This is a genomic window from Streptomyces sp. NPDC016640, from assembly GCF_043076215.1.
Classification (GTDB): domain Bacteria; phylum Actinomycetota; class Actinomycetes; order Streptomycetales; family Streptomycetaceae; genus Streptomyces.
The window spans coordinates 135,625-160,572 of the sequence record NZ_JBIBRG010000007.1 but is presented as its reverse complement, the minus strand read 5'-3'; the positions used below and the strand labels follow the sequence as shown (position 1 = coordinate 160,572).

General features: G+C 69.7%; 16 protein-coding genes. 5 read left to right on the top strand and 11 right to left on the bottom strand.

Annotated features, from left to right (window positions below; translation table 11 throughout):
* Nucleotides 1-216 precede the first annotated feature (216 nt).
* Nucleotides 217-588, top strand: a complete 372-nt coding sequence (locus ACF07S_RS16595) for an NTP pyrophosphohydrolase (RefSeq protein WP_391964810.1) — start codon at nt 217-219, stop codon at nt 586-588.
* A gap of 33 nt (nt 589-621) precedes the next feature.
* Here ACF07S_RS16595 and ACF07S_RS16590 read toward each other — a convergent pair whose 3' ends face one another.
* The 9 genes from ACF07S_RS16590 to ngcE form a co-directional block, all read right to left on the bottom strand.
* Complete coding sequence (locus tag ACF07S_RS16590; protein WP_391964809.1) at nt 622-2,124, bottom strand: amino acid permease; 1,503 nt, start codon at nt 2,122-2,124, stop codon at nt 622-624.
* 149 nt (nt 2,125-2,273) lie between these two features.
* Nucleotides 2,274-4,205: a 1-deoxy-D-xylulose-5-phosphate synthase gene (dxs, locus tag ACF07S_RS16585; protein ID WP_391974448.1), complete on the bottom strand. Its 1,932-nt coding sequence runs from the start codon at nt 4,203-4,205 to the stop codon at nt 2,274-2,276.
* 260 nt (nt 4,206-4,465) lie between these two features.
* On the bottom strand, nt 4,466-5,758 hold the full coding sequence (locus tag ACF07S_RS16580) for a sugar ABC transporter permease (protein ID WP_391964807.1): 1,293 nt from the start codon (nt 5,756-5,758) through the stop codon (nt 4,466-4,468).
* Entirely contained in the window at nt 5,755-6,546 is a 792-nt protein-coding gene (locus tag ACF07S_RS16575; protein ID WP_391964806.1) for an ATP-binding cassette domain-containing protein, read from the bottom strand. Before ACF07S_RS16575 ends, ACF07S_RS16580 begins: the two co-directional genes overlap by 4 nt.
* Nucleotides 6,547-6,726: 180 nt before the next feature.
* Nucleotides 6,727-7,827, bottom strand: a complete 1,101-nt coding sequence (locus ACF07S_RS16570; RefSeq protein ID WP_391965006.1) for a sugar ABC transporter substrate-binding protein — start codon at nt 7,825-7,827, stop codon at nt 6,727-6,729.
* Nucleotides 7,828-7,961: 134 nt separating this feature from the next.
* Entirely contained in the window at nt 7,962-9,173 is a 1,212-nt protein-coding gene (locus tag ACF07S_RS16565; protein WP_391965005.1) for an ROK family protein, read from the bottom strand.
* Nucleotides 9,174-9,366: 193 nt separating this feature from the next.
* Complete coding sequence (locus tag ACF07S_RS16560) at nt 9,367-10,299, bottom strand: carbohydrate ABC transporter permease (protein WP_391964805.1); 933 nt, start codon at nt 10,297-10,299, stop codon at nt 9,367-9,369.
* A 15-nt stretch (nt 10,300-10,314) separates the two neighbouring features.
* The gene (locus ACF07S_RS16555; protein ID WP_391964804.1) at nt 10,315-11,244 is read right to left on the bottom strand and encodes a carbohydrate ABC transporter permease; all 930 of its coding nucleotides are present in this window, start codon (nt 11,242-11,244) and stop codon (nt 10,315-10,317) included.
* A 79-nt stretch (nt 11,245-11,323) separates the two neighbouring features.
* Nucleotides 11,324-12,781, bottom strand: coding sequence for an N-acetylglucosamine/diacetylchitobiose ABC transporter substrate-binding protein (gene ngcE, locus ACF07S_RS16550; protein ID WP_391964803.1), 1,458 nt, complete (start codon nt 12,779-12,781; stop codon nt 11,324-11,326).
* Nucleotides 12,782-13,154: 373 nt separating this feature from the next.
* On the opposite strand from ngcE, the gene ACF07S_RS16545 reads away from it, so the two are divergent.
* Nucleotides 13,155-16,958 (top strand): GH92 family glycosyl hydrolase, encoded by a 3,804-nt coding sequence (locus ACF07S_RS16545; protein ID WP_391974447.1) that lies wholly within the window; start codon nt 13,155-13,157, stop codon nt 16,956-16,958.
* Between the two features lie 652 nt (nt 16,959-17,610).
* On the opposite strand, the gene ACF07S_RS16540 is transcribed toward ACF07S_RS16545, so the two are convergent.
* Nucleotides 17,611-20,424 carry an aconitate hydratase gene (locus ACF07S_RS16540; RefSeq protein WP_391964801.1) on the bottom strand — a complete coding sequence of 938 codons (2,814 nt, stop codon included), beginning with the start codon at nt 20,422-20,424 and terminating at the stop codon, nt 17,611-17,613.
* Nucleotides 20,425-20,867: 443 nt separating this feature from the next.
* On the bottom strand, nt 20,868-21,734 hold the full coding sequence (locus ACF07S_RS16535; RefSeq protein ID WP_391964800.1) for a GyrI-like domain-containing protein: 867 nt from the start codon (nt 21,732-21,734) through the stop codon (nt 20,868-20,870).
* Between the two features lie 300 nt (nt 21,735-22,034).
* Between ACF07S_RS16535 and ACF07S_RS16530 the strand changes: the two genes are divergently transcribed.
* The 3 genes from ACF07S_RS16530 to ACF07S_RS16520 all read left to right on the top strand — a co-directional run bounded on the left by ACF07S_RS16530 (nt 22,035) and on the right by ACF07S_RS16520 (nt 24,679).
* Complete coding sequence (locus tag ACF07S_RS16530) at nt 22,035-22,244, top strand: DUF4236 domain-containing protein (RefSeq protein WP_391964799.1); 210 nt, start codon at nt 22,035-22,037, stop codon at nt 22,242-22,244.
* A 64-nt stretch (nt 22,245-22,308) separates the two neighbouring features.
* Entirely contained in the window at nt 22,309-23,838 is a 1,530-nt protein-coding gene (locus ACF07S_RS16525) for a helix-turn-helix domain-containing protein (RefSeq protein WP_391974446.1), read from the top strand.
* 364 nt (nt 23,839-24,202) lie between these two features.
* Entirely contained in the window at nt 24,203-24,679 is a 477-nt protein-coding gene (locus ACF07S_RS16520) for a hypothetical protein (RefSeq protein WP_391974445.1), read from the top strand.
* Nucleotides 24,680-24,948: the final 269 nt, after the last annotated feature.

The following is a 24,948-nucleotide window of genomic DNA, read 5'->3' as shown; positions in this document are numbered from 1 at the left end:
AGGGCCTCCGCGCCGTGCGGGGGCCCTCGTCGCCGGACCGGCGCGAGCCCTCGGACCGGCTGCCGCGCCCGGGGAGCGGGCACCGTGCGGCCGGCCGTGGCCCCCGGTGGCGCAGCACACGGCGGGGACCGGACCGGGACCGGCCGCGGTGACGGGGGACACCGGCCGGCCGCCGGGACGCCGGACGCGCAGGCCGCCGCGTGGGACCCTGGGCGCATGAACGACAGCGCCGCCCCGCTCGTGATCGTCGACGCCGCGAACGTCGTCGGGTCGGTGCCCGACGGGTGGTGGCGGGACCGGCGGGGCGCCGCGGAGCGGCTGCGCGACCGGCTGGCCGCGGAGGGCCTGCCCGGCCACCCGGGGCCGGTGGAGATCGTCATGGTGGTGGAGGGGGCGGCCCGCGGGGTGGCCCCGGTCCCGGGCGTGCGGGTCGCCGCGGCCCCGGGCAGCGGCGACGACCACCTGGTCGCCCTGGTGGCCGGGGCCGGCGACCGCCCCGTCCTGGTCGTCACCGCGGACCGCGAACTGCGCCGGCGGGTGACCGCGCTGGGCGCGGACGTCACGGGACCGCGTGCGGTACGCCGCTGAGCCCGCAGCCGCCGGCGGTCCCGGGCGGGACCGTCAGCGGCCCGGCGGGACGGGAGCCTCTTCCCGGTCGCGGGACAGGCGGCTGTGGCCGCGGCTGTAGAGGAAGTACACGACGATGCCGATCGCCATCCAGATGCCGAAGCGGACCCAGGTCTCGGCCGGCAGGTTCAGCATCAGCCACAGGGATGCGGCGACCGACACGATCGGCAGGAAGGGCACCCAGGGGGTGCGGAAGGCCCGGTGCAGGTCGGGGCGGGTCCTGCGGAGGATGATCACGCTGATCGCGACGATCACGAAGGCGAACAGCGTGCCGATGTTCACCAGCGCGGCGAGCTCGTTCAGCGGCGTGAAGCCGGCGAGGACCGCGATCACGACGCCGAGCAGGACGGTCGGCCGGTGCGGGGTCTTGAACCGGGGGTGGACCCGGGAGAAGAAGCGGGGCAGCAGCCCGTCCCGGCTCATCGCGAAGAACACCCGGGTCTGGCCGAGCAGCAGGATCATGCAGACGGTCGTCAGGCCGACGGCGGCGCCGAAGCTGATGAAGCCCGCGAACCAGGGATGCCCGGTGTCCTTGAACGCCTCGGCGAGCGGCGCGTTCACGTCCAGGTTCCGGTAGTTCTGCATGCCGGTGACGACGATCGACACCGCGACGTACAGCGCCGTGCAGATGAACAGGGAGCCGAGGATGCCGCGCGGCATGTCCCGCTGCGGGTTCCTGGTCTCCTCGGCGGCCGTGGCGACGATGTCGAAGCCGATGAAGGCGAAGAAGACGACCGAGGCGGCGGTGAAGACGCCCATCACGCCGAAGTTGGCCGGCGCCCAGCCGAACATCAGCTGGATCAGGGGCGAGTCGAGGCTCTTGCCCGCCTCCACCGGCTTCGCGTCCGGCACGAACGGGTCGTAGTTGGCGGACTTGACGAAGAAGGCACCGGCGATGATGACGACGAGGACGACGGTCACCTTGATGGCGACGACGACCGAGGTGACCCGGGCGGAGAGCTTCATGCCGAGGACGAGGATGCCGGTGAGGACCAGCACCAGGACCGCGGCGAGGATGTCGAAGCCGAAGCCTTCGGCGCCGTCCCGGGTGCCGAGCGCGGCGGGCAGTTCCCAGCCCGCGTTGGCCAGCAGCGAGTGGATGTAGCCGGACCAGCCGACGGCCACCACCGCCGTCCCGAGCGCGAACTCCAGGACCAGGTCCCAGCCGATGATCCAGGCCGGCAGCTCCCCCAGGGAGGCGTACGAGAACGTGTACGCGGAGCCGGCCACGGGGACGGTGGAGGCGAACTCGGCGTAGCAGATCGCGGCGAGCGCGCAGACGACACCGGCCACGGTGAAGGACAGCGCCACGGCGGGTCCGGCGTTGTTCTTGGCGACCGTACCGGTGAGCACGAAGATGCCGGTGCCGATGATGACACCGACACCGAAGACGGTCAGGTCCAGCGCGGACAGGGATTTCTTGAGCGCGTGCTCGGGTTCCTCGGTGTCGCGGATGGACTGCTCGACCTTCTTCGTCCGGAAGAGGGGGCTTGTCACGGGTACCTCCCACGCTTGTCGTCCTCGACATGATCGAGAGGGGGCGCGGGTCGTATGCCCCGGCACGGGCGCCGCCACGCGAACGGGCCGCCCGCGCCACTCTTCACAGTGGCACGGGCGGCCCGTCCGGGCGACGCGTGGGCGGCCGGTCAGTCGCGGGCGGGTTCCACCGAGTCGACGACGCCGGCCGTGGAGCGCTCGTACCGTCCGTCCAGCTTGGCCACCAGTCCGGTGACCTGGCGGGCGATGTCGGGGGCGGTCAGCCCGATCTCCGCCATGACCTCGGCACGGGAGGCGTGGTCGAGGAAGCGCGGCGGGATGCCGAAGTCGCGCAGCGGGATGTCCACACCGGCGTCGCGCAGGGCCTGGGCGATCGTGGAGCCGACACCGCCGACCCGGGAGTTGTCCTCGACGGTGACGACGACGCGGTGCTTCTCGGCGAGCGGGGCCATGGCCTCGTCGACGGGCTTGACCCAGCGCGGGTCGACGACGGTGGTGGAGATGCCCTGCCGGTCGAGCAGGGCGGCGATCTCCAGGCACATCGGGGCGAGCGCGCCCACGGAGACCAGCAGCACGTCGGGGGCGTCCGTGCCCGGCTCGCGCAGCAGGTCCATGCCGCCGACGCGGCCCACGGCCGGCACGGCCGGGCCGACGGCGCCCTTGGAGAAGCGGACCACGGTCGGGGCGTCCTCGACGGCGACGGCCTCGCGCAGCTGGGCGCGGACCTGGTCGGCGTCGCGCGGGGCGGCCAGCCGCAGCCCGGGGACCACCTGGAGGATCGACATGTCCCACATGCCGTTGTGGGAGGCGCCGTCGGTGCCGGTGACGCCGGCCCGGTCCAGGACGAAGGTCACCCCGCACTTGTGCAGGGCCACGTCCATCAGCACCTGGTCGAAGGCGCGGTTGAGGAAGGTGGCGTACACGGCGAAGACGGGGTGGACGCCGGCGTGGGCGAGGCCGGCCGCGGAGACGGCGCCGTGCTGCTCGGCGATGCCGACGTCGTAGACCCGGTCGGGGAAGCGCTTGGCGAACCTGTCGAGGCCGACCGGCTGGAGCATGGCGGCGGTGATGGCGACGACGTCCTCGCGCTCCTCGCCGAGCCTGACCATCTCCTCGCCGAAGACGGAGGTCCAGTCGGCGCCGGAGGTGGCGATCGGCAGACCCGTGTCGGGGTGGATCTTGCCGACGGCGTGGAAGCGGTCGGCCTCGTCCGCGAGGGCGGGCTGGTAGCCGCGGCCCTTCTCGGTGAGGCAGTGCACGATCACCGGGCCGCCGAAGCGCTTGGCGCGGGTCAGGGCCGACTCCAGGGCCTCGATGTCGTGGCCGTCGATGGGGCCGAGGTACTTCAGGCCGAGGTCCTCGAACATGCCCTGCGGGGCGATGAAGTCCTTCAGGCCCTTCTTGGCGCCGTGCAGGGTGTCGTAGAGGGGGCGGCCGACGACCGGGGTGCGCTCCAGGAGGTCCCTGGTGCGGGCCAGGAAGCGCTCGTAGCCGTCGGTGGTGCGCAGGGTCGCCAGGTGGTTGGCGAGGCCGCCGATGGTGGGCGCGTAGGAGCGCTCGTTGTCGTTGACGACGATGACGAGCGGGCGGTCCTTGGCGTCGGCGATGTTGTTCAGCGCCTCCCAGGCCATCCCGCCGGTCAGGGCGCCGTCACCGATGACCGCGACGACGTGGCTGTCGCGTTTCCTGATCTGGTTGGCCTTGGCGATGCCGTCGGCCCAGCCGAGGACGGTGGAGGCGTGGCTGTTCTCGATGACGTCGTGCTCGGACTCGGCCTGTGAGGGGTAGCCGGACAGGCCGCCCTTCATCTTCAGCCTGGCGAAGTCCTGCCGGCCGGTGAGCAGCTTGTGCACGTAGGACTGGTGGCCGGTGTCCCACAGGACCTTGTCCTTGGGCGACTCGAACACCCGGTGCAGGGCGATGGTGAGCTCCACCACACCGAGGTTGGGGCCGAGGTGGCCGCCGGTCTTGGAGACCGCGTCGACGAGGAAGGTCCGGATCTCCCCGGCCAGCCGGTCGAGCTCCTCCGGGCTGAGCCGGTCCAGATCGCGCGGTCCCCTGATGCGGGTCAGCAGCGGCACCCGTGCCTCCTTGCAGTAGAGCGTTCGAGCTGTTGCCGGGCGGGTCGAGTCTAATGTTCCGCCGCGCCGAACGGTCCCGGGGCAGTGCGTCGTGCGTCACCCGTTCCGGCGGTACCCGCGATCGGCCCGTCCCACGACACGACTGTTGCCCGGCGCCAGGAAGGCACCGGGCAACAGCAACGCCGTCAGGGGCGCGGGGCCGGGCCGCCGCGGCTCCGCCGCGCGGGCGCGACGGGCCACGGCGACCCGCGGCGTACGTCCTACGCGCGCCCCGCGGTCTTCTGCGTCTTGCGCGTGACGGCGTCGATGACGACCGTCGCCAGCAGCACACCGCCGGTGATCATGTACTGCACCGGCGAGGCGATGCCCTCCAGGGCCAGACCGTAGGTGATCGAGATGATCACCATCACGCCGAGCAGCGCGTCCCACGTGCGGCCGCGGCCGCCGAAGAGGGACGTACCGCCGATGACGGCCGCGGCGATGACGTTCATCAGGAACTCACCGGTGCCCGCGCCCTGGTTGGCGGAGGCGATCTTCGAGGCGACGAACAGACCGCCGATCGCGGCGAAGGTGCCGGCGATCGCGAAGACCGAGATCCGGACCAGCTCCACGTTGATGCCGGCGCGGCGGGACGCCTCGACGCTGCCGCCGAGCGCGAAGACCTTGCGGCCGTAGGCGGTGCGGCGCAGCACGAAGTCCGTGAGCACCAGGAACGCCAGGAAGATCACCACGGCCAGCGGCAGGCCCTTGTACTGGTTGAACACGATCGCGACGGCGAAGGCCACGATCGCGAGCAGTACGGTCCGCACGATGATCTCGTTCAGCGGCCGGGACGGCACACCCACGGCCTCGCGGCGGCGGTTGTCGAAGAACGCGGCGAGGAAGTACCCCACGGTCGCGACGAGGGCCAGGCCGTAGGCGGCGGCCACGTCGGTGAAGTAGTAGCTGGTCAGCTTGACGACCAGGCCCTCGGAGTCCAGGTTGATGGTGCCGTTGCTGCCGAGGATCTGCAGCATGAAGCCCTGCCAGAACAGCAGTCCGGCCAGCGTCACGGCGAAGGCCGGGACCCCGATGCGGGCGAAGATGAAGCCGTGGACGGCGCCGGCCACCGTGCCGGTGAGGATCGCCAGCACCAGGGCCAGCACCTCGTTCATCCCGTTCGTGACGTTCATGACCGCGAAGGCGGCGCCCGCGACACCGCTGACCGAGCCGACCGAGAGGTCGATCTCGCCGAGCAGCAGGACGAAGACGATACCGACGGCGATCATGCCCGTGCCGACCATGGCGACGGACATGTCGGAGAAGTTGCCGGCGGTGAGGAAGTTGGGGTTCAGGCTGGTGAAGATGGCCCAGATGACCAGCAGGCCGACCACGACAGGGATGGAGCCGAGGTCACCGGCCTTCATCTTCCGCTTGAACTCGTTGAGGTAGCCCGCGAGGCCCTGTTCGCGCACCAGCAGTCGGGGGTCGACCACGGTGACCGCCGCGGCGGCCGCCTCGGGGTTCCCCACGGTGTGGTCCTCGGTGGGGGTGGAGGTCTTTTCGGTGCTCACTTCTTGATCTCCCCATTGGTGCGCGCCGCACGACGGGTCACGGCGTTGTCCGTGGCGCCCGTGATGGCGGAGATGATCTCTTCCTGCGAGGTCGACTTGACCTCGAAGACGCCGTTGTTGCGCCCGAGGCGCAGGACGGCGACCTTGTCCGCCACGGCCTTCACGTCGGCCATGTTGTGGCTGATGAGGATGACCGCGTGGCCGCGCTCGCGCAGCCGCTCGACCAGGTCGAGGACCTGCGCGGTCTGCTCGACGCCGAGGGCGGCGGTGGGCTCGTCCAGGATCACCAGCTTGGGCTCGCCGAGCATGGACCGGGCGATGGCCACGACCTGGCGCTGGCCTCCGGAGAGGGAGGCGATCGGGATCCGGACGCTGGGGATGCGGATCGAGAGGGTGTCGAGGAGCTCGCGGGAGCGCCGCTCCATCTCCACCTCGTCCAGGACGCCGCGCCTGCGCAGCTCCCGGCCCAGGTAGAGGTTGCCGACGACATCGATGTTGTCGCACAGCGCGAGGTCCTGGTAGACCGTCGCGATGCCCAGGTTCTGGGCGTCGTGCGGCCGGCTGATCTGGACGGGCCTGCCGTCCCACTCGATGGATCCCTCATCGATGGGATGCACGCCGGCGATCGTCTTGACCAGCGTGGACTTTCCGGCTCCGTTGTCGCCCACCAGGGCGACCACCTCACCGGCGTGGACCTCAAGCTCTACGTCGGTGAGCGCCTGAACGGCACCGAACCGCTTGGAGACCCCGCGCAACGCCAGCACGGGCGTAGCGGACACGTGAACCATCTCCTTCGCCGCCTGACCCGGCGGGAGGTTGTGCAGAAGTTTTCGGGGGGGTGTTCCGTCCGGCGCCCCGCGTAGCTTGCGGGGCTGGTGTGTGCGGGGCGCCGGCGGAGCGTGGGGCAGCCGGTCCCGTGGGGGAGCCCGGGTCACGGGCTCTCCCTGGTCACGGGAGGCGCGGACTGCTTACTTGAGGCCGATCTTGTCGCAGGCGGCCTTGTACTTGCCCGTGCAGATCTCCTGGACGGTGTAGATGCCGTCCTTGATCACGGTGTCGTTGATGTTCTCCTGGGTCAGCGAGACGACCGGGACGAGGACGGAGGGGACACCCTTGGTGGTCGGGCTGTCGACCTTGTCCTTGGCGAGGGAGTCCAGCGACTTGCCCTGGGCGAGCAGGACGGCCATCTCCGCGGCGACGTCCGCCTCCTGCGGGTAGGGCTTGTAGACGCTCATGTACTGCTCACCGGTGACGATGCGCTGCACGCCCGCGAGCTCGGCGTCCTGGCCGGTGACCGGGATGTCGTCGATGCCGGCGGCCTTCAGGGCGGTGATGATGCCGCCCGCCATGCCGTCGTTGGCGGAGTAGACGCCGACGATCTTGTCCTTGCCGAGGGCGGAGATGGCGCCCTCCATGTTGGAGTTGGCGTTCTCCGGCTTCCACTCCTTGGTGTCGTACTCGCGGCCGACCTTCACCTTGCCGTCGAGGACGGAGTGCGCGCCCTCCTTGAACAGGGCGGCGTTCGGGTCGGTGGAGGAGCCGTTCATCATGACGATCTGGCCGTCCTTGGCCTTGTCGCCCAGCGCCTCGAGCAGGGCCTCGCCCTGCGTCTTGCCCACGGTCACGTTGTCGAACGAGGTGTAGGCGTCGATCGGGCCCTCGGCGAGGCGGTCGTAGGCGACGACCGGGATGCCGGCGTCCTTGGCCTTCTTCACCGAGCCGGCGATGGCCTTGGAGTCCACCGCGTCCACGATGAGCACGTCGACCTTGTTGGTCACCATCGTGTCGACCTGCTGGTTCTGCACGCTGGCGTCCTGCTTGGCGTTGGCGTAGACGACCTCGCCCTTGTTGTTCGTGAGCTCCTTGACCTTCTTCTCGATCAAGGGCTTGTCGAACTTCTCGTACCGCGCGGTCTGGTTCTCCGGCAGCAGCAGACCGACCTTGATGTCATCACCCTTGGCGGCGGAGTCGCCGGAGTCCTTCTTGTCGCCCGACTCGGCGGCGCTGCCGCAAGCGGCGAGCGAGACGGCCATCGCGCTCGCGGCAATGGCGACGGCGGCACGACGCATACGCGTGTTCACTTCTACAAACCTCCCTGACGAGGCCGCGTCGTTGCGGCCGAGGTGGCTGGAAGTCAACTCGGCCGCACGTGCGACGTCAAGAAGTAAATCCTTAACGAGATGGCAACGGTGCCATCCGTTCTCTAAGTGAAGGCAGGGGTCGCGGCTGTGAGCGACCCCGTCGCGGTGCCGTCCAGAAGGGTCGAATCGCCCATCTCGCTCAGCGCGAGCGCGAGCGCTCCGAGCACCTCGGCACGGCCCCCAAGTGCCCCGGGGAGAACGGACAGTTGGCGCGCCGCACTGGGGATCGCATAGCGGCCGACGGACTCCCGGATCGGCCCGAGCACCAGCTCACCGGCCTCGGCGAGATCACCGCCGAGGACCACCCGGCTCGGGTTGAGCAGGTTGCAGAGATTGGCGACTCCACTGCCGATGTGGCGGCCGACGTCGGCGATCACCCGACGGCAGCCCGGGTCCCCGTCCCGCGCCAGCCGCACGATGCCCTCCATCGTCAGATCGGTACCGTGGCTGGGCTGGAGGAGCGGGAGCACGTAGCGCGCGGCCGTGAAGGTCTCCAGGCAGCCGCGGTTGCCGCAGCGGCAGACCGGGCCGGACTCATCGAGTGTAATATGCCCTATTTCTCCCGCGGTGCCGCCGGGGCCGCGGTAGATCCTCCCGCTGATCACCAGACCCGCGCCGACACCGCTGGCGACCTTGATGTACGCCAGGTCGCGCACGCCCCGGCCACTGCCCCAGACCATCTCGCCGAGGGCACCGAGATTGGCGTCGTTGTCCACGTGCACGGGCACGCCGAGCCGCCCCCGCAGCTCCTCGGCGGGCTGGGTGCCGGTCCAGCCGGGCAGGATCGCGGTCGAGCCCAGGGTGCCCGACTCCACGTCGATCGGCCCGGGCACGCCGAGACCCACGCCGGCGATCTTGGCGCGGTCCACGCCGGTCGCCTCGATCAGTCGGCTGACCAGCTGTTCCGCCCGGTCGAAGCCCTGCGGCGCGGAGGCGTCCACGTCCAGAGGCTCGGACTCCTCGGCGAGCACCTGGTGGGCGAGGTTGCCGACCGCGACCCGCAGGTGGGTGTGCCCGAAGTCGACGCCGATGACGATGCCGGCGTCCCCGCTCAGCGAGACCGCGCGGGCCCGGCGTCCGCCGGCCGAGGTGGGGGTGACCTCGACCGTCCCGCCGTCCTTCAGTTCCCGGACGATGTTGGAGACCGTGGCCGCGGACAGGCCGGTCGTCCTCGCGATCTCGGCCTGGGTGAGGGAACCGGCAAGACGTACCGCTCGGACCACCCGCTCCAGGTTGGCTCGGTGCAGCGACGACTGCGATCCCGGAGTCTCCACGACGACCTCCTGCGCGCGGGGCCGCATCGGCGGGGCCCCGGTCATGTCCAACTAGTGAACTCTAAGCTGAGCCGTTCGGGTCGCCTTCCGTCAAGAGGTTGAACCGTTTCGGGGTACTCCGGCACGCCGGGACGCACACACGGACGCCGCTCCCAGGGACGGGAGCGGCGTGTGCGCGGGCGGTTCCGCAGCGTCACTTCAAAGTCGCGGAGGTGAGACCCGCCTGCACCTGGCGCTGGAAGGACAGGTAGACCACCAGCATGGGCACCATGGCGATCGTCACGCCCGCGAAGAGCACCGGGAGGTCCGAGGCGTACCCCTGCTGCTGCTGGAGCTGGATCAGCCCCTGGGTGAGCACGTAGCGCTCCGGGTCGTCACCGCTCTGCGGCTGCATCAGCACGGTCGGCAGGATGTACTGGTTCCACTGGCCGAGCGTGTTGAAGATCCCGACGCTGAGCAGGCCGGGCTTGGCCATCGGCAGCATCACCTGGAAGAAGGTCCGGGTGTGCGAGGCGCCGTCGAGGACCGCCGCCTCGAAGACCGCCGTGGGCAGGGTCCGGAAGAAGGCGTGCATGAAGAACACCGTGAACGGCATCGAGTACGCGACGTACACGAGGACCAGGCCCTGGTAGGTGTTCAGCATGTCGAGCCGTCTGACCATGAAGAACAGCGGGACCAGGGCGAGGAACACGGGGAACATCGCGCCCGCGACGAAGAAGTAGTACAGGAACCGGTTGCCCCAGAACTCGTACCGGGCCAGCACGTACGCCGCCATGGAGCCGAGCAGCATGGTCAGCGGCACGGAGAAGACCAGCACGACGACGGTGTTGAGGAAGTAGTCCCCGATGCCCTTCTCCCAGGCGCGGGAGAAGACGCCGGGGTCCCAGTTCTGCGGCCAGCCGAAGGCCGAACCGCCGATCTGCGCGTCGGTCTTGAAGGAGCTGAGCACCAGCCACAGCAGCGGCAGCACGATCAGCACCGCCCACAGGGCCAGGAAGCCGTGCGAGAAGGCGTTCAGCACGACGCCTTCGCCGCGCCGGCCGCCGGGGCGGACGGGGCCCTTGCCCACCGGCGGGGGCGGGGCGGAGTCCCCGGTGGGGACGGTTTCCTCGAGAGATGCGCTCATCGTCGTCTTACCGCCTCAGAACTCGATGCGCTCGCGACGGGTGGCGCGCAGCATGACCACGGACACGATCAGGGTGAGGAGCAGCATGACCACGCCCATCGCGCAGGCGTAGCCGCTGCGGCCGTACAGCAGGAAGTTGCGCATCATCACGGTCGACATGACCTCGCTGTGGTGGTCGGGGCCGCCGCCGTAGTCCCCGGCGGTCATGGTGGAGACCAGGATGAACATGTCCATCGCCGCGATGCCGAGGTAGACCCACGCGGTCTGCACGGAGTCCCACAGCAGCGGCAGGGTGATGCGGAAGAAGGACTGGGCGCGGCCGGCGCCGTCGATGAGCGCGGCCTCGTAGATGTCCCGGGGGATGGACTGCATGGCGGCGGAGAACAGCACCAGGTAGAAGCCGACGCCGTGCCAGACGACCACCGCGATCAGCGCCCACAGAACGAAGCCGGGCTCGTTGAGCCATTCCACGGGGCTGCTCTCGTCGACCAGGCCGAGTCCGATCAGGGCGCCGTTGAGCATGCCGCCGCCGTCGCTTCGGTACACCGCTCCGAAGAGCACCGCCATGATGGCCAGGGAGAGCACCTGCGGGAAGAAGTAGACGACGCGGTAGTACTTGGATCCGGCGACTCCCGCGACGCCTCCGGCGCGTCCGCGCCCGCCCGCGTTCACCATGAAGGCGAAGAACAGGGCGAGCAGAATGGTGATCACCGGGATGAACACCAGGAACAGGATGTTGTGCCGGATGGCCCCCATGAAGACGTCGTCCTCGAACAACGCGGTGTAGTTGTCCAGGCCGACGAACTCGAAGGTCTGCGACTGGCCCTTCCAGTCGGTCAGTGAATAACCGAACGTCTGGATGTACGGCCAGATCACGAAGATCAGATAGAGCGCCACGGGAAAGAGGAGAAAACCCGCGACGAACCGGTACTGCCCTTTGCGCATGGCGTTCCTGCCCCTGGGTGTGGCCGCTGCGGGCCGGGATTCCTCCCGGCCCGGACGACGGTCGGTCGAGCGAGCCGGATCAGTCGCGGCGGTTCTGCTTCGAGGCCGGGTCCTTGGCCTGCTTGTCGACCGCGGCCTGGGCCCGCTTCAGCCACTCCTTGGGCTGGATGCGCCTGGCCATCAGCTCGTTGGAGGCGTTCTCGATGGCGGTGTTCATCTCGCTGTACCACTCGGTGTACAGGTAGCGGAAGGTGTTGTCGCCGGCGGCCTTGGAGGCCTCCACGGTGGACTGGGTGCCCGGCCGCAGCCGCACGTTCGGGTCGACGCCGTCCTGGAGGATGGTCAGCGAGTTCGCCTCCCTGGCGAACAGGGTCGACCATTCCCTGGAGAGCATCATCCGCATGAACTCCTTGGCCGCGGGCAGGTTCCTGGCCTTGGACGGGATGATGAAGGGCTCACCGGAGCCGGCCCGGATCGCCTCGAAGGGCAGGGCGCTGCCGGGCAGCGGCGGCATCGGCAGGAACTTCATGTCGAAGTCGTCCGGTGTCGTCTTGAGCTGCTCGTTCTCCAGCCAGGAGCCGCTGGTGATGAACGCGGCCTTGTACTGGTTCCAGCGGGTCTGCGACTCGTTGTGGGTCAGGCCGTTCGTACCGGGCATCAGATAGCCCTTCTCGACGACCTCGTAGACGGCCTCGACGGCCTCCGCGGCGGCGTCGGAGCCGGCGAACGCCCTGGGGTCGAGGTTGTCGATCGCCTTCATGGCGTCCAGGCCGCCCTTCTTGGCGATCAGGTCCATGATGGCGACGTTGATGTAGTACGGGTACTTGCCCTGGTGGGCGAGGCCGCCGATGCCCTGGGACTTGGCGTCCTTGCAGATGGCGAGGAAGTCGTCCCAGGTCCGGGGCGCCTCCCAGCCCTTCTCCCGGAAGAGCTTGCCGGAGTACCACAGACCCCACACCGTGTAGATGTAGTTGAGGGCGACGACCTTGCCCTCCTGCATGCCCGCGTCCAGCGTGCCGGGGATGAGGGTGTCGCGGACCTTCTTGTCCGGGTCGTCGGCCGACGGCGCGTCCAGCACCTCGGCGAGGTCGAGGAGCTGGCCGTTCCTGGCCAGCACGTCGATCGGGATCTGCTGGGCGCCGGAGTCGTCGACGATGTCCGGCGGGTTGCCCGCGTTGAAGCGGGGCTGGAGCTTGCCGGTGATCTCCTGGGTGCCGGTGTGGACGGAGGTGACGCCCCACTTCTTCTCGAAGGCGGCCTCCCAGGCCTTGGCGTAGTCGTCCCCGTAGCCGCCCTTGAAGATGACGACGTCGAGTTTGCTGCCTTCCTTGACACCGAACGGATTGGACTCGGAGGTCTTGCCCTCGTTCTCGCCGGAGTCGCCTTCCCCGCCCCCGCTGGCACACGCGGACAGAAAGCCCATCGTCGGCACGGACACCAGGCCGAGCGCGGCGGACCGCTTGATCAGATCGCGGCGCCCCACGCCGGCCGGGGCGTCGTCACCGGTGCCGTTGTTCTCGGCGGAAGTGGATCCCATGCTCAAGTCCTCGCCTTCTCCAGGACTCAGGCGGTGAACCGGATCCTCCCCGGCACCGCGTTCGGGTCAAGCTGGGTCGTGCAGGAAGTGCGGCTGGTGCGTGGTCGGGTGCGGTGAAGACGCCCCCGGAGTGCCGACAGGTATAGTCCACTTCACGCCGACGGAGCAAGATCGAATACAAGGTTCGCCTCCGGTCTTTTCCGAGTTGAGACCTCGCGGGAATACGGGCCCCGGCGCCTTCCCCGAGAGGAAATCCCCGCCCCGGACCTGAATGCCACATTCCACCCTCTTGACACCATGGGCCACTTGACCCACTACTGGTGCTTGCGCTTCATGATTGACAACGTTGTCCGGCGCAGGGAGGGTGCTACGCATGCAACACAGAGTTCGACACAGATGGGGGACGGCGGTCGTCGCGACGACCGCCTTCGCTTTGGCCGCGGGCTCCCAGGGCGCCGCGGTCGCCCTGCCCTCGGAACCGGCCAAGGCCGACCGGGAGTTCGCTTCGTCGTTCGAGTCCGGGGAGCCCGTCCCGGACTGGCTGAACACCGTCGACACGACCCCGGGCGGCGACAAGCGCGCCTCGGGCGTGGACGGCGGTTACAGCTCCGGCGTTCCGGGCAATGTCACCGACCACGTCACGGACGTCCGTGCCAGCGCGGAGAACCCCGGCGGCGGGGAGGTGAAGGAGAACCTCGTCGACGGCGAGCCCAGTTCCAAGTGGCTGGCCTTCGAGTCCACCGCGTGGGTCGAGTTCGACCTGGACGCGCCGGTGAAGGCGCTGCGTTACGCGCTCACCTCCGCCAACGACCACGCCGAGCGGGACCCGAGGGACTGGACGCTCAAGGGCTCCACCGACGGCGAGGACTGGAAGACCCTCGACACCCGTTCCGGTGAGACGTTCCCGGAGCGGTTCCAGACCAAGCTGTACGACATCGACGCCTCCGCCGTCGCCGAGTACCGGCACTTCCGGCTGGAGATCACCAAGAACGGCAGCGGCGGACTCATACAGCTCGCCGACGTCCAGTTCTCCACCGGCGACAGCGAGGCGCCGATACCGCAGGACATGCTCTCGCTGGTCGACCGCGGCCCCAGCGGCTCGCCGACGGCCAAGGCGGGCGCCGGGTTCACCGGCAAGCGTGCCCTGCGTTACGCCGGCCGCCACACCGCCGAGGGGCGGGCGTACTCGTACAACAAGGTCTTCGACGTCGACGTGGCGGTCGGCCGGAACACCCAGTTGTCGTACCGCGTCTTCCCCTCGATGGCGGACGGCGACCTCGACTACGACGCCACCAACGTCTCCGTGGACCTCGCCTTCACCGACGGCACCTATCTGAGCGACCTGCGCGCGAGCGACCAGCACGGGTTCCCGCTCACCCCGCAGGGGCAGGGCGCCTCGAAGGTCCTGTACGTCAACCAGTGGAACAACGTGGTCTCCCGGATCGGCTCGGTGGCCGCCGGCAAGACCGTCGACCGGATCCTGGTCGCGTACGACTCCCCCAAGGGCGAGACCAAGTTCCGGGGCTGGCTGGACGACGTGGCGCTGCGGCAGGCGGCGCCCGAGCGGCCGAAGGCCCACCTCTCCGACTACGCGGTGACCACCCGGGGCACCAACTCCAGCGGCGGCTTCTCGCGCGGCAACAACTTCCCCGCGACGGCCGTGCCGCACGGGTTCAACTTCTGGACCCCGGTCACCAACGCCGGTTCGCTGAGCTGGCTGTACGACTACGCGCGCGGCAACAACGCGGACAACCTGCCGACGATCCAGGCGTTCAGCGCGAGCCACGAGCCGAGCCCCTGGATGGGCGACCGGCAGACCTTCCAGGTGATGCCGTCCGCCGCCGCGGGCACCCCCGACCTCGGGCGTGAGGCGCGCGAGCTGGCCTTCCGGCACGAGAACGAGACCGCGCGGCCGTACTACTACGGGGTGCGGTTCGAGAACGGCCTGAAGGCCGAGGTGACGCCGACGGACCACGCGGCGATGATGCGCTTCACCTACCCCGGTGACGACGCGAGCGTGCTGTTCGACAACGTCACCGACCAGGCGGGCCTGACCCTCGACGAGGAGAACGGCACCTTCACCGGCTACTCGGACGTGAAGTCCGGGCTGTCCACGGGCGCCACCCGGCTGTTCGTGTACGGCGAGTTCGACAAGAAGGTCACCGAGGGCGACGCGAGCGGCGTCAAGGGCCGTCTGCGCTTCGACGCGGGCGACGACCGGCAGGTCACGCTGCGCCTCGCCACCTCGCTGATCAGCGTCGACCAGGCGAAGGACAACCTGCGCCAGGAGATCCCCGAGGGCCGCGGCTTCGAGGCGGTCAAGAAGAGCGCCCAGCGCCAGTGGGACAGGATCCTCGGCAAGGTCGAGGTCGAGGGTGCCACCCCGGACCAGCTGACCACGCTCTACTCCAGCCTGTACCGGCTGTACCTGTACCCGAACGCGGGCCACGAGAAGGTCGGCGGCGCGTACAAGTACGCCTCGCCGTTCTCGAAGATGCCTCAGCCGGACACCCCGACGCACACCGGCGCGAAGATCGTCGACGGCAAGGTGTACGTCAACAACGGCTTCTGGGACACCTACCGGACCACCTGGCCGGCGTACTCCTTCCTGACGCCGTCCAAGGCCGGTGAGCTGGTCGACGGGTTCGTGCAGCACTACAAGGACGGCGGCTGGACCTCGCGCTGGTCCTCCCCCGGTTACGCCGACCTGATGACCGGCACCTCCTCGGACGTCGCGTTCGCGGACGCCTACGTCAAGGGTGTCGACTTCGACGCGGAGGCCGCGTACGACGCGGCGGTGAAGAACGCCACCGTCGTGCCGCCGTCGTCGGGTGTGGGCCGCAAGGGCATGGCGACCTCGCCGTTCCTCGGCTACACCAGCACCGACACGCACGAGGGCCTGTCGTGGGCGCTGGAGGGCTACCTCAACGACTACGGCATCGCGAAGATGGGCGAGGCCCTCTACGAGAAGACGGGCGAGAAGCGGTACAAGGAGGAGTCCGCGTACTTCCTGGACCGCGCCCAGGACTACGTCAACATGTTCGACTCCGAGGCCGGGTTCTTCCAGGGCAAGAGCGCCAAGGGCGACTGGCGGGTCGAGTCCTCGAAGTACGACCCGCGGGTGTGGGGCCACGACTACACCGAGACCAACGGCTGGGGCTACGCCTTCACCGCCCCGCAGGACAGCCGCGGTCTGGCCAACCTCTACGGCGGCCGGGACGGCCTCGGCGACAAGCTCGACGAGTACCTCTCCACGCCCGAGACGGCCTCCCCGGAGTTCGTCGGCTCCTACGGCGGTGTCATCCACGAGATGACCGAGGCGCGGGACGTCCGGATGGGCATGTACGGCCACTCCAACCAGGTGGCCCACCACGCCCTGTACATGTACGACGCGGCCGGGCAGCCCTGGAAGACGCAGAAGAACGTGCGCGAGGTGCTCTCCCGCCTGTACACCGGCAGCGAGATCGGGCAGGGCTACCACGGCGACGAGGACAACGGCGAGCAGTCGGCCTGGTACCTGTTCTCCTCGCTCGGCTTCTACCCGCTGGTGATGGGCAGCGGCGAGTACGCCATCGGCTCCCCGCTGTTCACCAAGGCGACCGTGCACCTGGAGAACGGCCGTGAACTGGTCGTCAAGGCGCCGAGGAACAGCGCCGAGAACGTCTACGTGCAGGGGCTGAAGGTCAACGGCAAGCGCTGGAACTCCACTTCGCTGCCGCACTCGCTGATCGCCAAGGGCGGGGTCCTCGAGTTCGACATGGGCCCGCGTCCCTCCTCGTGGGGCACCGGCAAGAACGCCGCACCCGTGTCGATCACGCAGGACGACGAGGTGCCGGCCCCCCGCAAGGACGCGATCGAGGGCGAGGGCGCCCTGTTCGACGACACGTCGGCGACCGGCTCCACGGTGTCCACCGTGGAGCTGCCCGTCACCGGGGAGACGAAGGCGGCGCAGTACACGCTGACCTCCGGGGACCACACCAAGGCGCCCACCGGGTGGGTGCTGCAGGGTTCGGCCGACGGACGGACGTGGACCGACCTGGACGCCCGGGCGGAGGAATCGTTCCGCTGGGACCGGCAGACGCGTGCCTTCTCCGTCGGCTCGCCGAAGGCGTACGGCCACTACCGGCTGGTGCTGAGCGGTGAGGCGGCGCTGACGGAGGTGGAACTGCTGAGCTGACGCCCGCTGACGAAGGCGGGCCCGGGGCATGCCCCGGGCCCGCCTTTTCCATGGGGCGCCCCCGGGTCGGCCGGTGCCTTTCCGGAGCCTCTCCAGAACCTCTCCGGCGCCTCCCCGGAGCCTTTCCTGTGCCGGGCGGCCCGGTGCGCGGGGGCGGCGCCGGTTCGACCGGCCGGGCGGGCGGGGCTGCGGGCCGCCGAGCCGGGCGGACCCGGTGGTGTGCCGGACCTCCGGATCCGCCCGCGGGCCGGTTCGGCCGGCCCGGCAGGGCTCTGTCCGTCGCGGCGGGTCAACGGCCGTGCGCAGGGGTGCGTGGAGGGCGGACGAGTGGGAGCGCCCCGGCGGCGGGTTCCGGTCCACCGAAGCATGGGAGCGCTCCCAACTCGTCCGTGAGGGCACGGTAGCGCCGAGTGGCGCGGCTGTAAACGGTTGACGCGAAGGGCAGTTGGGCCGCGTGGCCGGCCGGCGTCGCCGATCGGCCACTCGACGTCGTCGTCCGCCGCCCCTCCGGGGCCGCGGACCACGTCTGTGCCGGGGTCCGCTCACCACCGCCCCCGCGGCCTCGCGGTGCCCCGGCGTCGCATCGGGGACGACGGCGGGGGCCGCACCCCCGTCGCCGGGGATGCGGCCCTGAACTGCCGTGCCGTACCGCTTACTTGCGGATCAGGCTGCGCAGCACGTACTGCATGATGCCGCCGTTGCGGTAGTAGTCCGCCTCGCCGGGGGTGTCGATGCGGACGACCGCGTCGAACTCGACGCCGGTGTCGGTGGTGACCTTCACCGTGCGCGGGGTGGTGCCGTCGTTGAGCTCGGTGACACCGGAGATGGAGAAGGCCTCCTCACCGGTCAGACCGAGGGAGTCGGCGGACTGGCCCTCCGGGAACTGCAGCGGCAGGACGCCCATGCCGATGAGGTTCGAGCGGTGGATGCGCTCGTAGGACTCGGCGATGACGGCCCTGACGCCGAGGAGCGCGGTGCCCTTGGCCGCCCAGTCGCGGGACGAGCCGGAGCCGTACTCCTTGCCGGCCAGGACGACCAGCGGGATGCCGGCGGCCTGGTAGTTCTGCGAGGCGTCGTAGATGAAGGAGACCGGCCCGCCGTCCTGCGTGAAGTCGCGCGTGTAGCCGCCCTCGGTGCCCGGCGCGATCTGGTTGCGCAGGCGGATGTTGGCGAACGTGCCGCGGATCATGACCTCGTGGTTGCCGCGGCGCGAGCCGTAGCTGTTGAAGTCGCGGCGCTCGACGCCGTGCTCCGTGAGGTACTTGCCGGCCGGGGTGTCGGCCTTGATGGCACCGGCCGGGGAGATGTGGTCGGTGGTGACCGAGTCGCCCAGCTTGGCCAGGACGCGGGCGCCGGCGATGTCCTCGACCGGCGTCGTCTCCATGGTCATGCCCTCGAAGTACGGGGGCTTGCGGACGTAGGTGGACTCGGTGTCCCACTCGAAGGTGTTGCCGGTGGGGACCTGCAGCGCCTGCCACTGGGCGTCGCCGGCGAAGACGTCGCTGTAGGACTTGGAGAACATGTCCTCGCCGATGGCACTGGCGACGACCTCGTTCACCTCGGCCTCGGTCGGCCAGATGTCCTTCAGGTGGACCGGGTTGCCGTCGGTGTCGGTGCCGAGGGCCTCCCTGGTGATGTCCACCTTCATGGAGCCCGCGAGGGCGTAGGCGACCACCAGCGGCGGGGACGCCAGGTAGTTCATCTTGACGTCGGGGTTGATCCGGCCCTCGAAGTTGCGGTTGCCGGACAGGACCGAGGTGACGGCGAGGTCGTGGTCGTTGACGGCCCTGGAGACCTCGTCCGGCAGCGGGCCGGAGTTGCCGATGCAGGTGGTGCAGCCGTAGCCGACGAGGTTGAAGCCGACCTTGTCGAGGTAGGGGGTCAGGCCCGCCTTCTCGAAGTAGTCGGTGACGACCTTGGAGCCCGGGGCGAGGGTGGTCTTGACCCACGGCTTGCGGGTCAGGCCCTTCTCCACCGCCTTCTTGGCCACCAGCGCGGCGGCGACCATGACGTACGGGTTGGAGGTGTTGGTGCAGGAGGTGATGGCGGCGACCGTCACGGCGCCGTGGTCCAGCTCGTAGGTCGAGCCGTCGGGGGCGGTGACGACCACCGGGTTCGACGGGATCGCGGCACCGGTTCCGTCGGCGTGCTGCGGGGCGCCGGCGCCGTTCTCCTGGCTGCCGTAGGCCGGGGCGTCGGAGGCCGGGAAGGACTCGTCGCTCGCCTCGTCGACCGGGGAGGCCGCGGTGCCGGACTGCTGCGCGGCAGGGACCTCGACGTAGTTGAGGATGTCCTTCGCGAACTGCTGGGCGGCCTCGGCGAGGACGATGCGGTCCTGCGGGCGCTTCGGGCCTGCGATGGACGGGACGACGGTGGACAGGTCCAGCTCGAGCTTTTCGGAGAAGTCCGGCTCGGCCTTCGGGTCCAGCCAGAGGCCCTGCTCCTTGGCATACGCCTCGACGAGCGCGACCTGCTGCTCGGAGCGGCCGGTCAGGCGCATGTAGCTCAGCGTCTCGCCGTCGATCGGGAAGATCGCGGCGGTGGAGCCGAACTCCGGCGACATGTTGCCGATGGTGGCGCGGTTGGCCAGCGAGGTGGCGGCCACGCCCTCGCCGTAGAACTCGACGAACTTGCCGACGACGCCGTGCTTCCGCAGCATCTCGGTGATGGTGAGCACCAGGTCGGTGGCGGTGGTGCCGGGCGTCAGCTCGCCGGTCAGCTTGAAGCCGACGACGCGCGGGATCAGCATGGAGACCGGCTGGCCGAGCATGGCGGCCTCGGCCTCGATGCCGCCGACGCCCCAGCCGAGGACGCCGAGGCCGTTGACCATGGTGGTGTGCGAGTCGGTGCCGACCAGGGTGTCGGGGTACGCCTTGCCGTCGCGGACCATGACGACGCGGGCCAGGTGCTCGATGTTCACCTGGTGGACGATGCCGGTGCCGGGCGGGACGACCTTGAAGTCGTCGAAGGCGGTCTGGCCCCAGCGCAGGAACTGGTAGCGCTCCTTGTTGCGGCCGTACTCCAGGTCGACGTTCTGCTTGAAGGCGTCGTTGGTGCCGAACTTGTCGGCGATCACGGAGTGGTCGATGACCATCTCGGCCGGGGAGAGCGGGTTGATCTTGTTCGGGTCGCCGCCCAGCTCCTTGACGGCCTCACGCATGGTGGCGAGGTCCACGACACAGGGCACGCCGGTGAAGTCCTGCATGATCACGCGGGCCGGCGTGAACTGGATCTCCTGCGACGGCTGGGCCTGGGAGTCCCAGCCGCCGACGGCGCGGATGTGGTCGGCGGTGATGTTCGCGCCGTCCTCGGTGCGGAGCAGGTTCTCCAGCAGCACCTTCAGGCTGTAGGGAAGGCGCGCGGAGCCCTCGACCTTGTCCAGCCGGAAGATCTCGTACGACTCGTCGCCCACCTGCAGCGTGCTGCGGGCGTCGAAGCTGTTCGCCGACACGACAGTCTCCTTCATTGATGTGCGCGTACCACCGCATCCTGCCGCCACGCCATCCTGACCGATCCGCTAAGGTAAGACTAAGTTAGGCATGCCTTACCGGGGTGGCGGCTGCGGTGCGCCTCGGCAGATATCTCGATGTCGAGATAACTCTAGTACACCGGGGCCGAATGGTCATGCCCGGGCCCGGCCCGTGACGCCTCGCAGTGGGGGCGAGCGCTCCCGGCGAAGGCCGGGTGGCCGTCGGGACGGGTCATGAACCGGAGCGGCACGCCCGGCCCCGCGCGGCGTGGCCGGGATCGCCTCCCGCCCGTTCCGGCCACCGGCGCGGGGACGGGGGGGGACGGGAGGAAACGGCGCCACGCCCCGGACCGCTTCGTACGGCCGGCCGAGCGCTCCGGCCGGCCGGAGGGGCCGGCCGGAGCGCTCGCACACCTGCCCCGGAGGGCTTGCCGCCGCGGTCAGCCGCGTTCGGGCTCCACCGGGAGCCACAGTTCGGCGTCGGCCTCGGTCCCGTCCGGCGACAGGCGGGTACGCAGGATCTCGGGGCCGGTGCGGGTGCGGTACGGGTTCGACGGGAACCACTCGGTGAACACGTCCCGCCACAGCTCCTGGATGGCCCGCGGCGCCGGCCCGGAGGTGGTGAAGACCGCCCAGGTGCCGGCCGGGACGGCCAGCGCGGTCATGCCCTCCGGAGCGGCCGCGGAGGTGATCACACCGTGGTGGTAGTCGAGTTCGGTGCCCTCGGCGCGGCTGGGGTCCAGGTCGTCGCAGACCGCGACGATGCCGTGCGGCTCCTGGTCCGACAGTTCCTCCAGGCGCTCCAGGGTCCGCGGGTCGATCCCGCGGACGAAGTCCATGATCGCCCGGTTCGGTCCCGCATGCACCAGTGGTACCCGGGCCCTGAGCCCGACGACGGTGAAGCCGGCCTTGTCCACGACGCGGTATCGCATACTGCTGCTCCCTTCGATGGTGAGGCGGAAGGCCATCCGGGACTGCGAGCTGAGCGCGGCGCCGGTACGCCGGGCCTCACCCGGTCCGACGCCGTGCATGGCGCGGAACGCCCGTGCGAACGCCTCACCGGAGCCGTAGCCGTAGCGCACCGCGATCTCCAGCAGCGTCCCGCGCCCCGAGAGCACCTCGGCGCCCGCGAGGGTGAGCCGGCGGCGCCGGACGTACTCCGACAGCGGCATCCCCGCGAGCGCGGAGAACATCCGGCGCAGGTGGTACTCCGAGGTGGCCGCGACACGCGCCAGTTCCTCCACCTCGACGTCCTGGTCGAGACGGCACTCGATGTACTCCAGAGCCTGGTTCAGCCGCTCCAGCATGCCCGGTCCCCTGCCTCTTGACTGTGGATTCCCCGTCCCCCGGACGACCGGACGAGGCGTGTTCCGTCCGGCACGTCGGCGCCCGCCACCTCCACGAAGCCTCGCGGAGGAACCGGGACACCGGGGCCGTGTCGTCCGTGCCCCCATCGTCGCGGCGGCGCGGTCCCGGCCACCCGACATTCCCCGCACCGCCTTTGTCGGGTGTTCACCGGGCACTAGGCGCCATCAGGGCGGCCGGACGGGGTAAGCGACCGGTACGGGATCAGTTCGAGCAGTACTTCGAGACGGAGGAGGGCAGGGATGCCGCTCACGTTCCGCAAGAGCTTCCGGATCCTTCCGGGGGTGCGGCTCAACATCAACAAGCGGTCGTGGTCCATCACCACCGGCGGCGGCAAGAACGGCCCCCGGTACACACGCTCCAGCACGGGACGTCGTACGACATCGATGGATTTGCCGGGACCTTTCGGATGGCGCCGGACCAGCCGGACCCGCCACACCGGGGAACGTTGACGCCATGTCACCCGAATGGACCCCCCAGGAGGTGCCATCTCATATCTGAGATACCCTCAGCCCCATGGCAGACGACTACCTCGTACGCATCGGCAAGCTCATCCGTGACGCCCGGCAACACCGCGGCTGGACGCAGACGCAGCTCGCCGAGGCGCTCGGCACCAGCCAGAGCGCCGTCAACCGCATCGAGCGCGGCAACCAGAACATCAGCCTTGAGATGATCGCCCGTATCGGCGAGGCCCTGGACAGTGAGATCGTCTCCCTGGGCTACGCGGGCCCGATGCACCTGCGTGTGGTGGGCGGGCGCCGGCTCTCCGGCGCCATCGACGTGAAGACGAGCAAGAACGCGTGCGTGGCACTGCTGTGCGCCTCGCTGCTCAACAAGGGCCGCACGGTGCTGCGCCGCGTCGCCCGCATCGAGGAGGTCTACCGCCTCCTGGAGGTGCTGAACTCCATCGGCGTGCGCACCCGCTGGATCAACGACGGTGTCGACCTGGAGATCGCGCCGCCCGCCGAGCTGAACCTGTCGGCCATCGACGCGGAGGCCGCCCGCCGCACCCGCTCCATCATCATGTTCCTCGGCCCGCTGCTGCACCGCACGGACCGCTTCATGCTGCCGTACGCCGGCGGCTGCGACCTCGGCACGCGCACCATCGAGCCGCACATGATCGCGCTGCGCCGGTTCGGGCTGGACATCGCCGCGACCGAGGGGCAGTACCACGCGGTGGTCGACCGTTCCGTCGCTCCCGACCGCCCGATCGTGCTGACCGAACGCGGGGACACGGTCACCGAGAACGCGCTGCTCGCCGCCGCCCGGCACGACGGCATCACCGTCATCCGCAACGCCTCCTCCAACTACATGGTCCAGGACCTGTGCTTCTTCCTGGAGGCCCTGGGCGTCAAGGTCGACGGCATCGGCACCACCACGCTCACCGTGCACGGCGTGCCCACCATCGACGTCGACGTGGACTACTCCCCCTCCGAGGACCCGGTCGAGGCGATGAGCCTGGTGGCCGCGGCCGTGGTGACCGAGTCGGAACTGACCGTGCGGCGCGTGCCCATCGAGTTCCTGGAGATCGAGCTGGCGGTCCTGGAGGAGATGGGACTCGACCACGACCGCAGCCCCGAGTACTTCGCCGACAACGGCCGCACCCGGCTGGTGGACCTCACCGTCCGGCCCTCCAAGCTGGAGGCGCCGATCGACAAGATCCACCCGATGCCGTTCCCCGGCCTGAACATCGACAACGTCCCGTTCTTCGCGGCGATCGCGGCGGTGGCCCAGGGCAAGACCCTCATCCACGACTGGGTGTACGACAACCGCGCCATCTACCTGACCGACCTCAACCGCCTCGGCGGCCGCCTGCAGCTGCTCGACCCGCACCGCGTCCTGGTCGAGGGCCCGACCCGCTGGCGCGCCGCGGAGATGATGTGCCCGCCGGCCCTGCGCCCGGCCGTGGTCGTCCTGCTGGCGATGATGGCGGCGGAGGGCACGTCCGTGCTGCGCAACGTGTACGTCATCAACCGCGGCTACGAGGACCTGGCGGAACGCCTCAACTCGATCGGCGCGCAGATCGAGATCTTCCGGGACATCTGAACGTCTTCGGAAGCGACGCCGCTACCCCCTCCTGACCTGCATGTATGTGAGCCAGGAGGGGGTTCGGCTCGCGGACGCGGCGAGGATCTTCCCGACCTCATCGACCGGACGACCCGGGCGGAGTCAGCGTCTGACGTCTCGGGAGAAGCAACTGCACGTGACGACACCGAAGTCGGCGCGCCTCGCCGTCGATGGAACTGGTGTGGGTGTCGCCAACCGCACACATCAGGCATCGAATGGCGCAGTCGCCTGCCCTGCCGGGCCAACCACAGGAGTCGACTTGACACCTCGTAAGGGAGCCAGCCTGCGTGCCGTTCTCCTGCTGACGATCGCGTCAACGGGAGCACTCACCGGATGCCAGGTCATGGCTGACGCCGCCTCCACCTCGGGCTGCGAGGGTACCGGGAGCCGGGTCGACGAGCTGAAGTCCTACGGCGTCCTCGGCTCCCGCCCTCGGGGGACGGTCGAGCCCCACGGCTTCGAGGGCCTCGATGCCGGCTGCTGGGAGGACAGCGGCGAGGCGCAGCTGTACGCAGAGCGCACTTACGTCTTCCCCGGCGACAAAGCCGACGTGACACAGCACTACCGGGCCGCAGCGAAGCGCGAAGGCTGGACGCCTTCTCCGGCCACCCGGCGATCGTCAGAGGCGATTCGGTCCACGAACCTGTGCTTCACCCGCGGCGAAGCGGACAACGCCGCAATGCTGGACGTCTACTTCTTGACCGAAGAGATCCTCGACGCGGAAGAGAGCAAGGCCGGCCCCGAGTTCGACACCGGAGCCGGTTACCGAGTGTCCGTCACCGCCTCGGCCGATGGGTCCGCGACCAGCTGCTCGGACTGAGACAGGCCCGCCGGGGAGGGCTCGCCGTGCAGGGCGGCAGTTCCTGCACGTGACCGCCTGCAGCACAGCACCGCCCGGCGGGTGTCCGGATCGGCTCGGCCGCATGGCCAGCACACCGCACCCCTCATGTGGCATCCGAGCCCCTCCTCCTCGGAACGATGGCTACCGCTGTCCGCCGATGTGGAGCTTCCCCTTGATCGAGGACACCCGGAGACCGGGATCTGGAGGTTCCGGAGGAAGCTGTCCGGCCGTGCCTCCGCGGAGCTGGG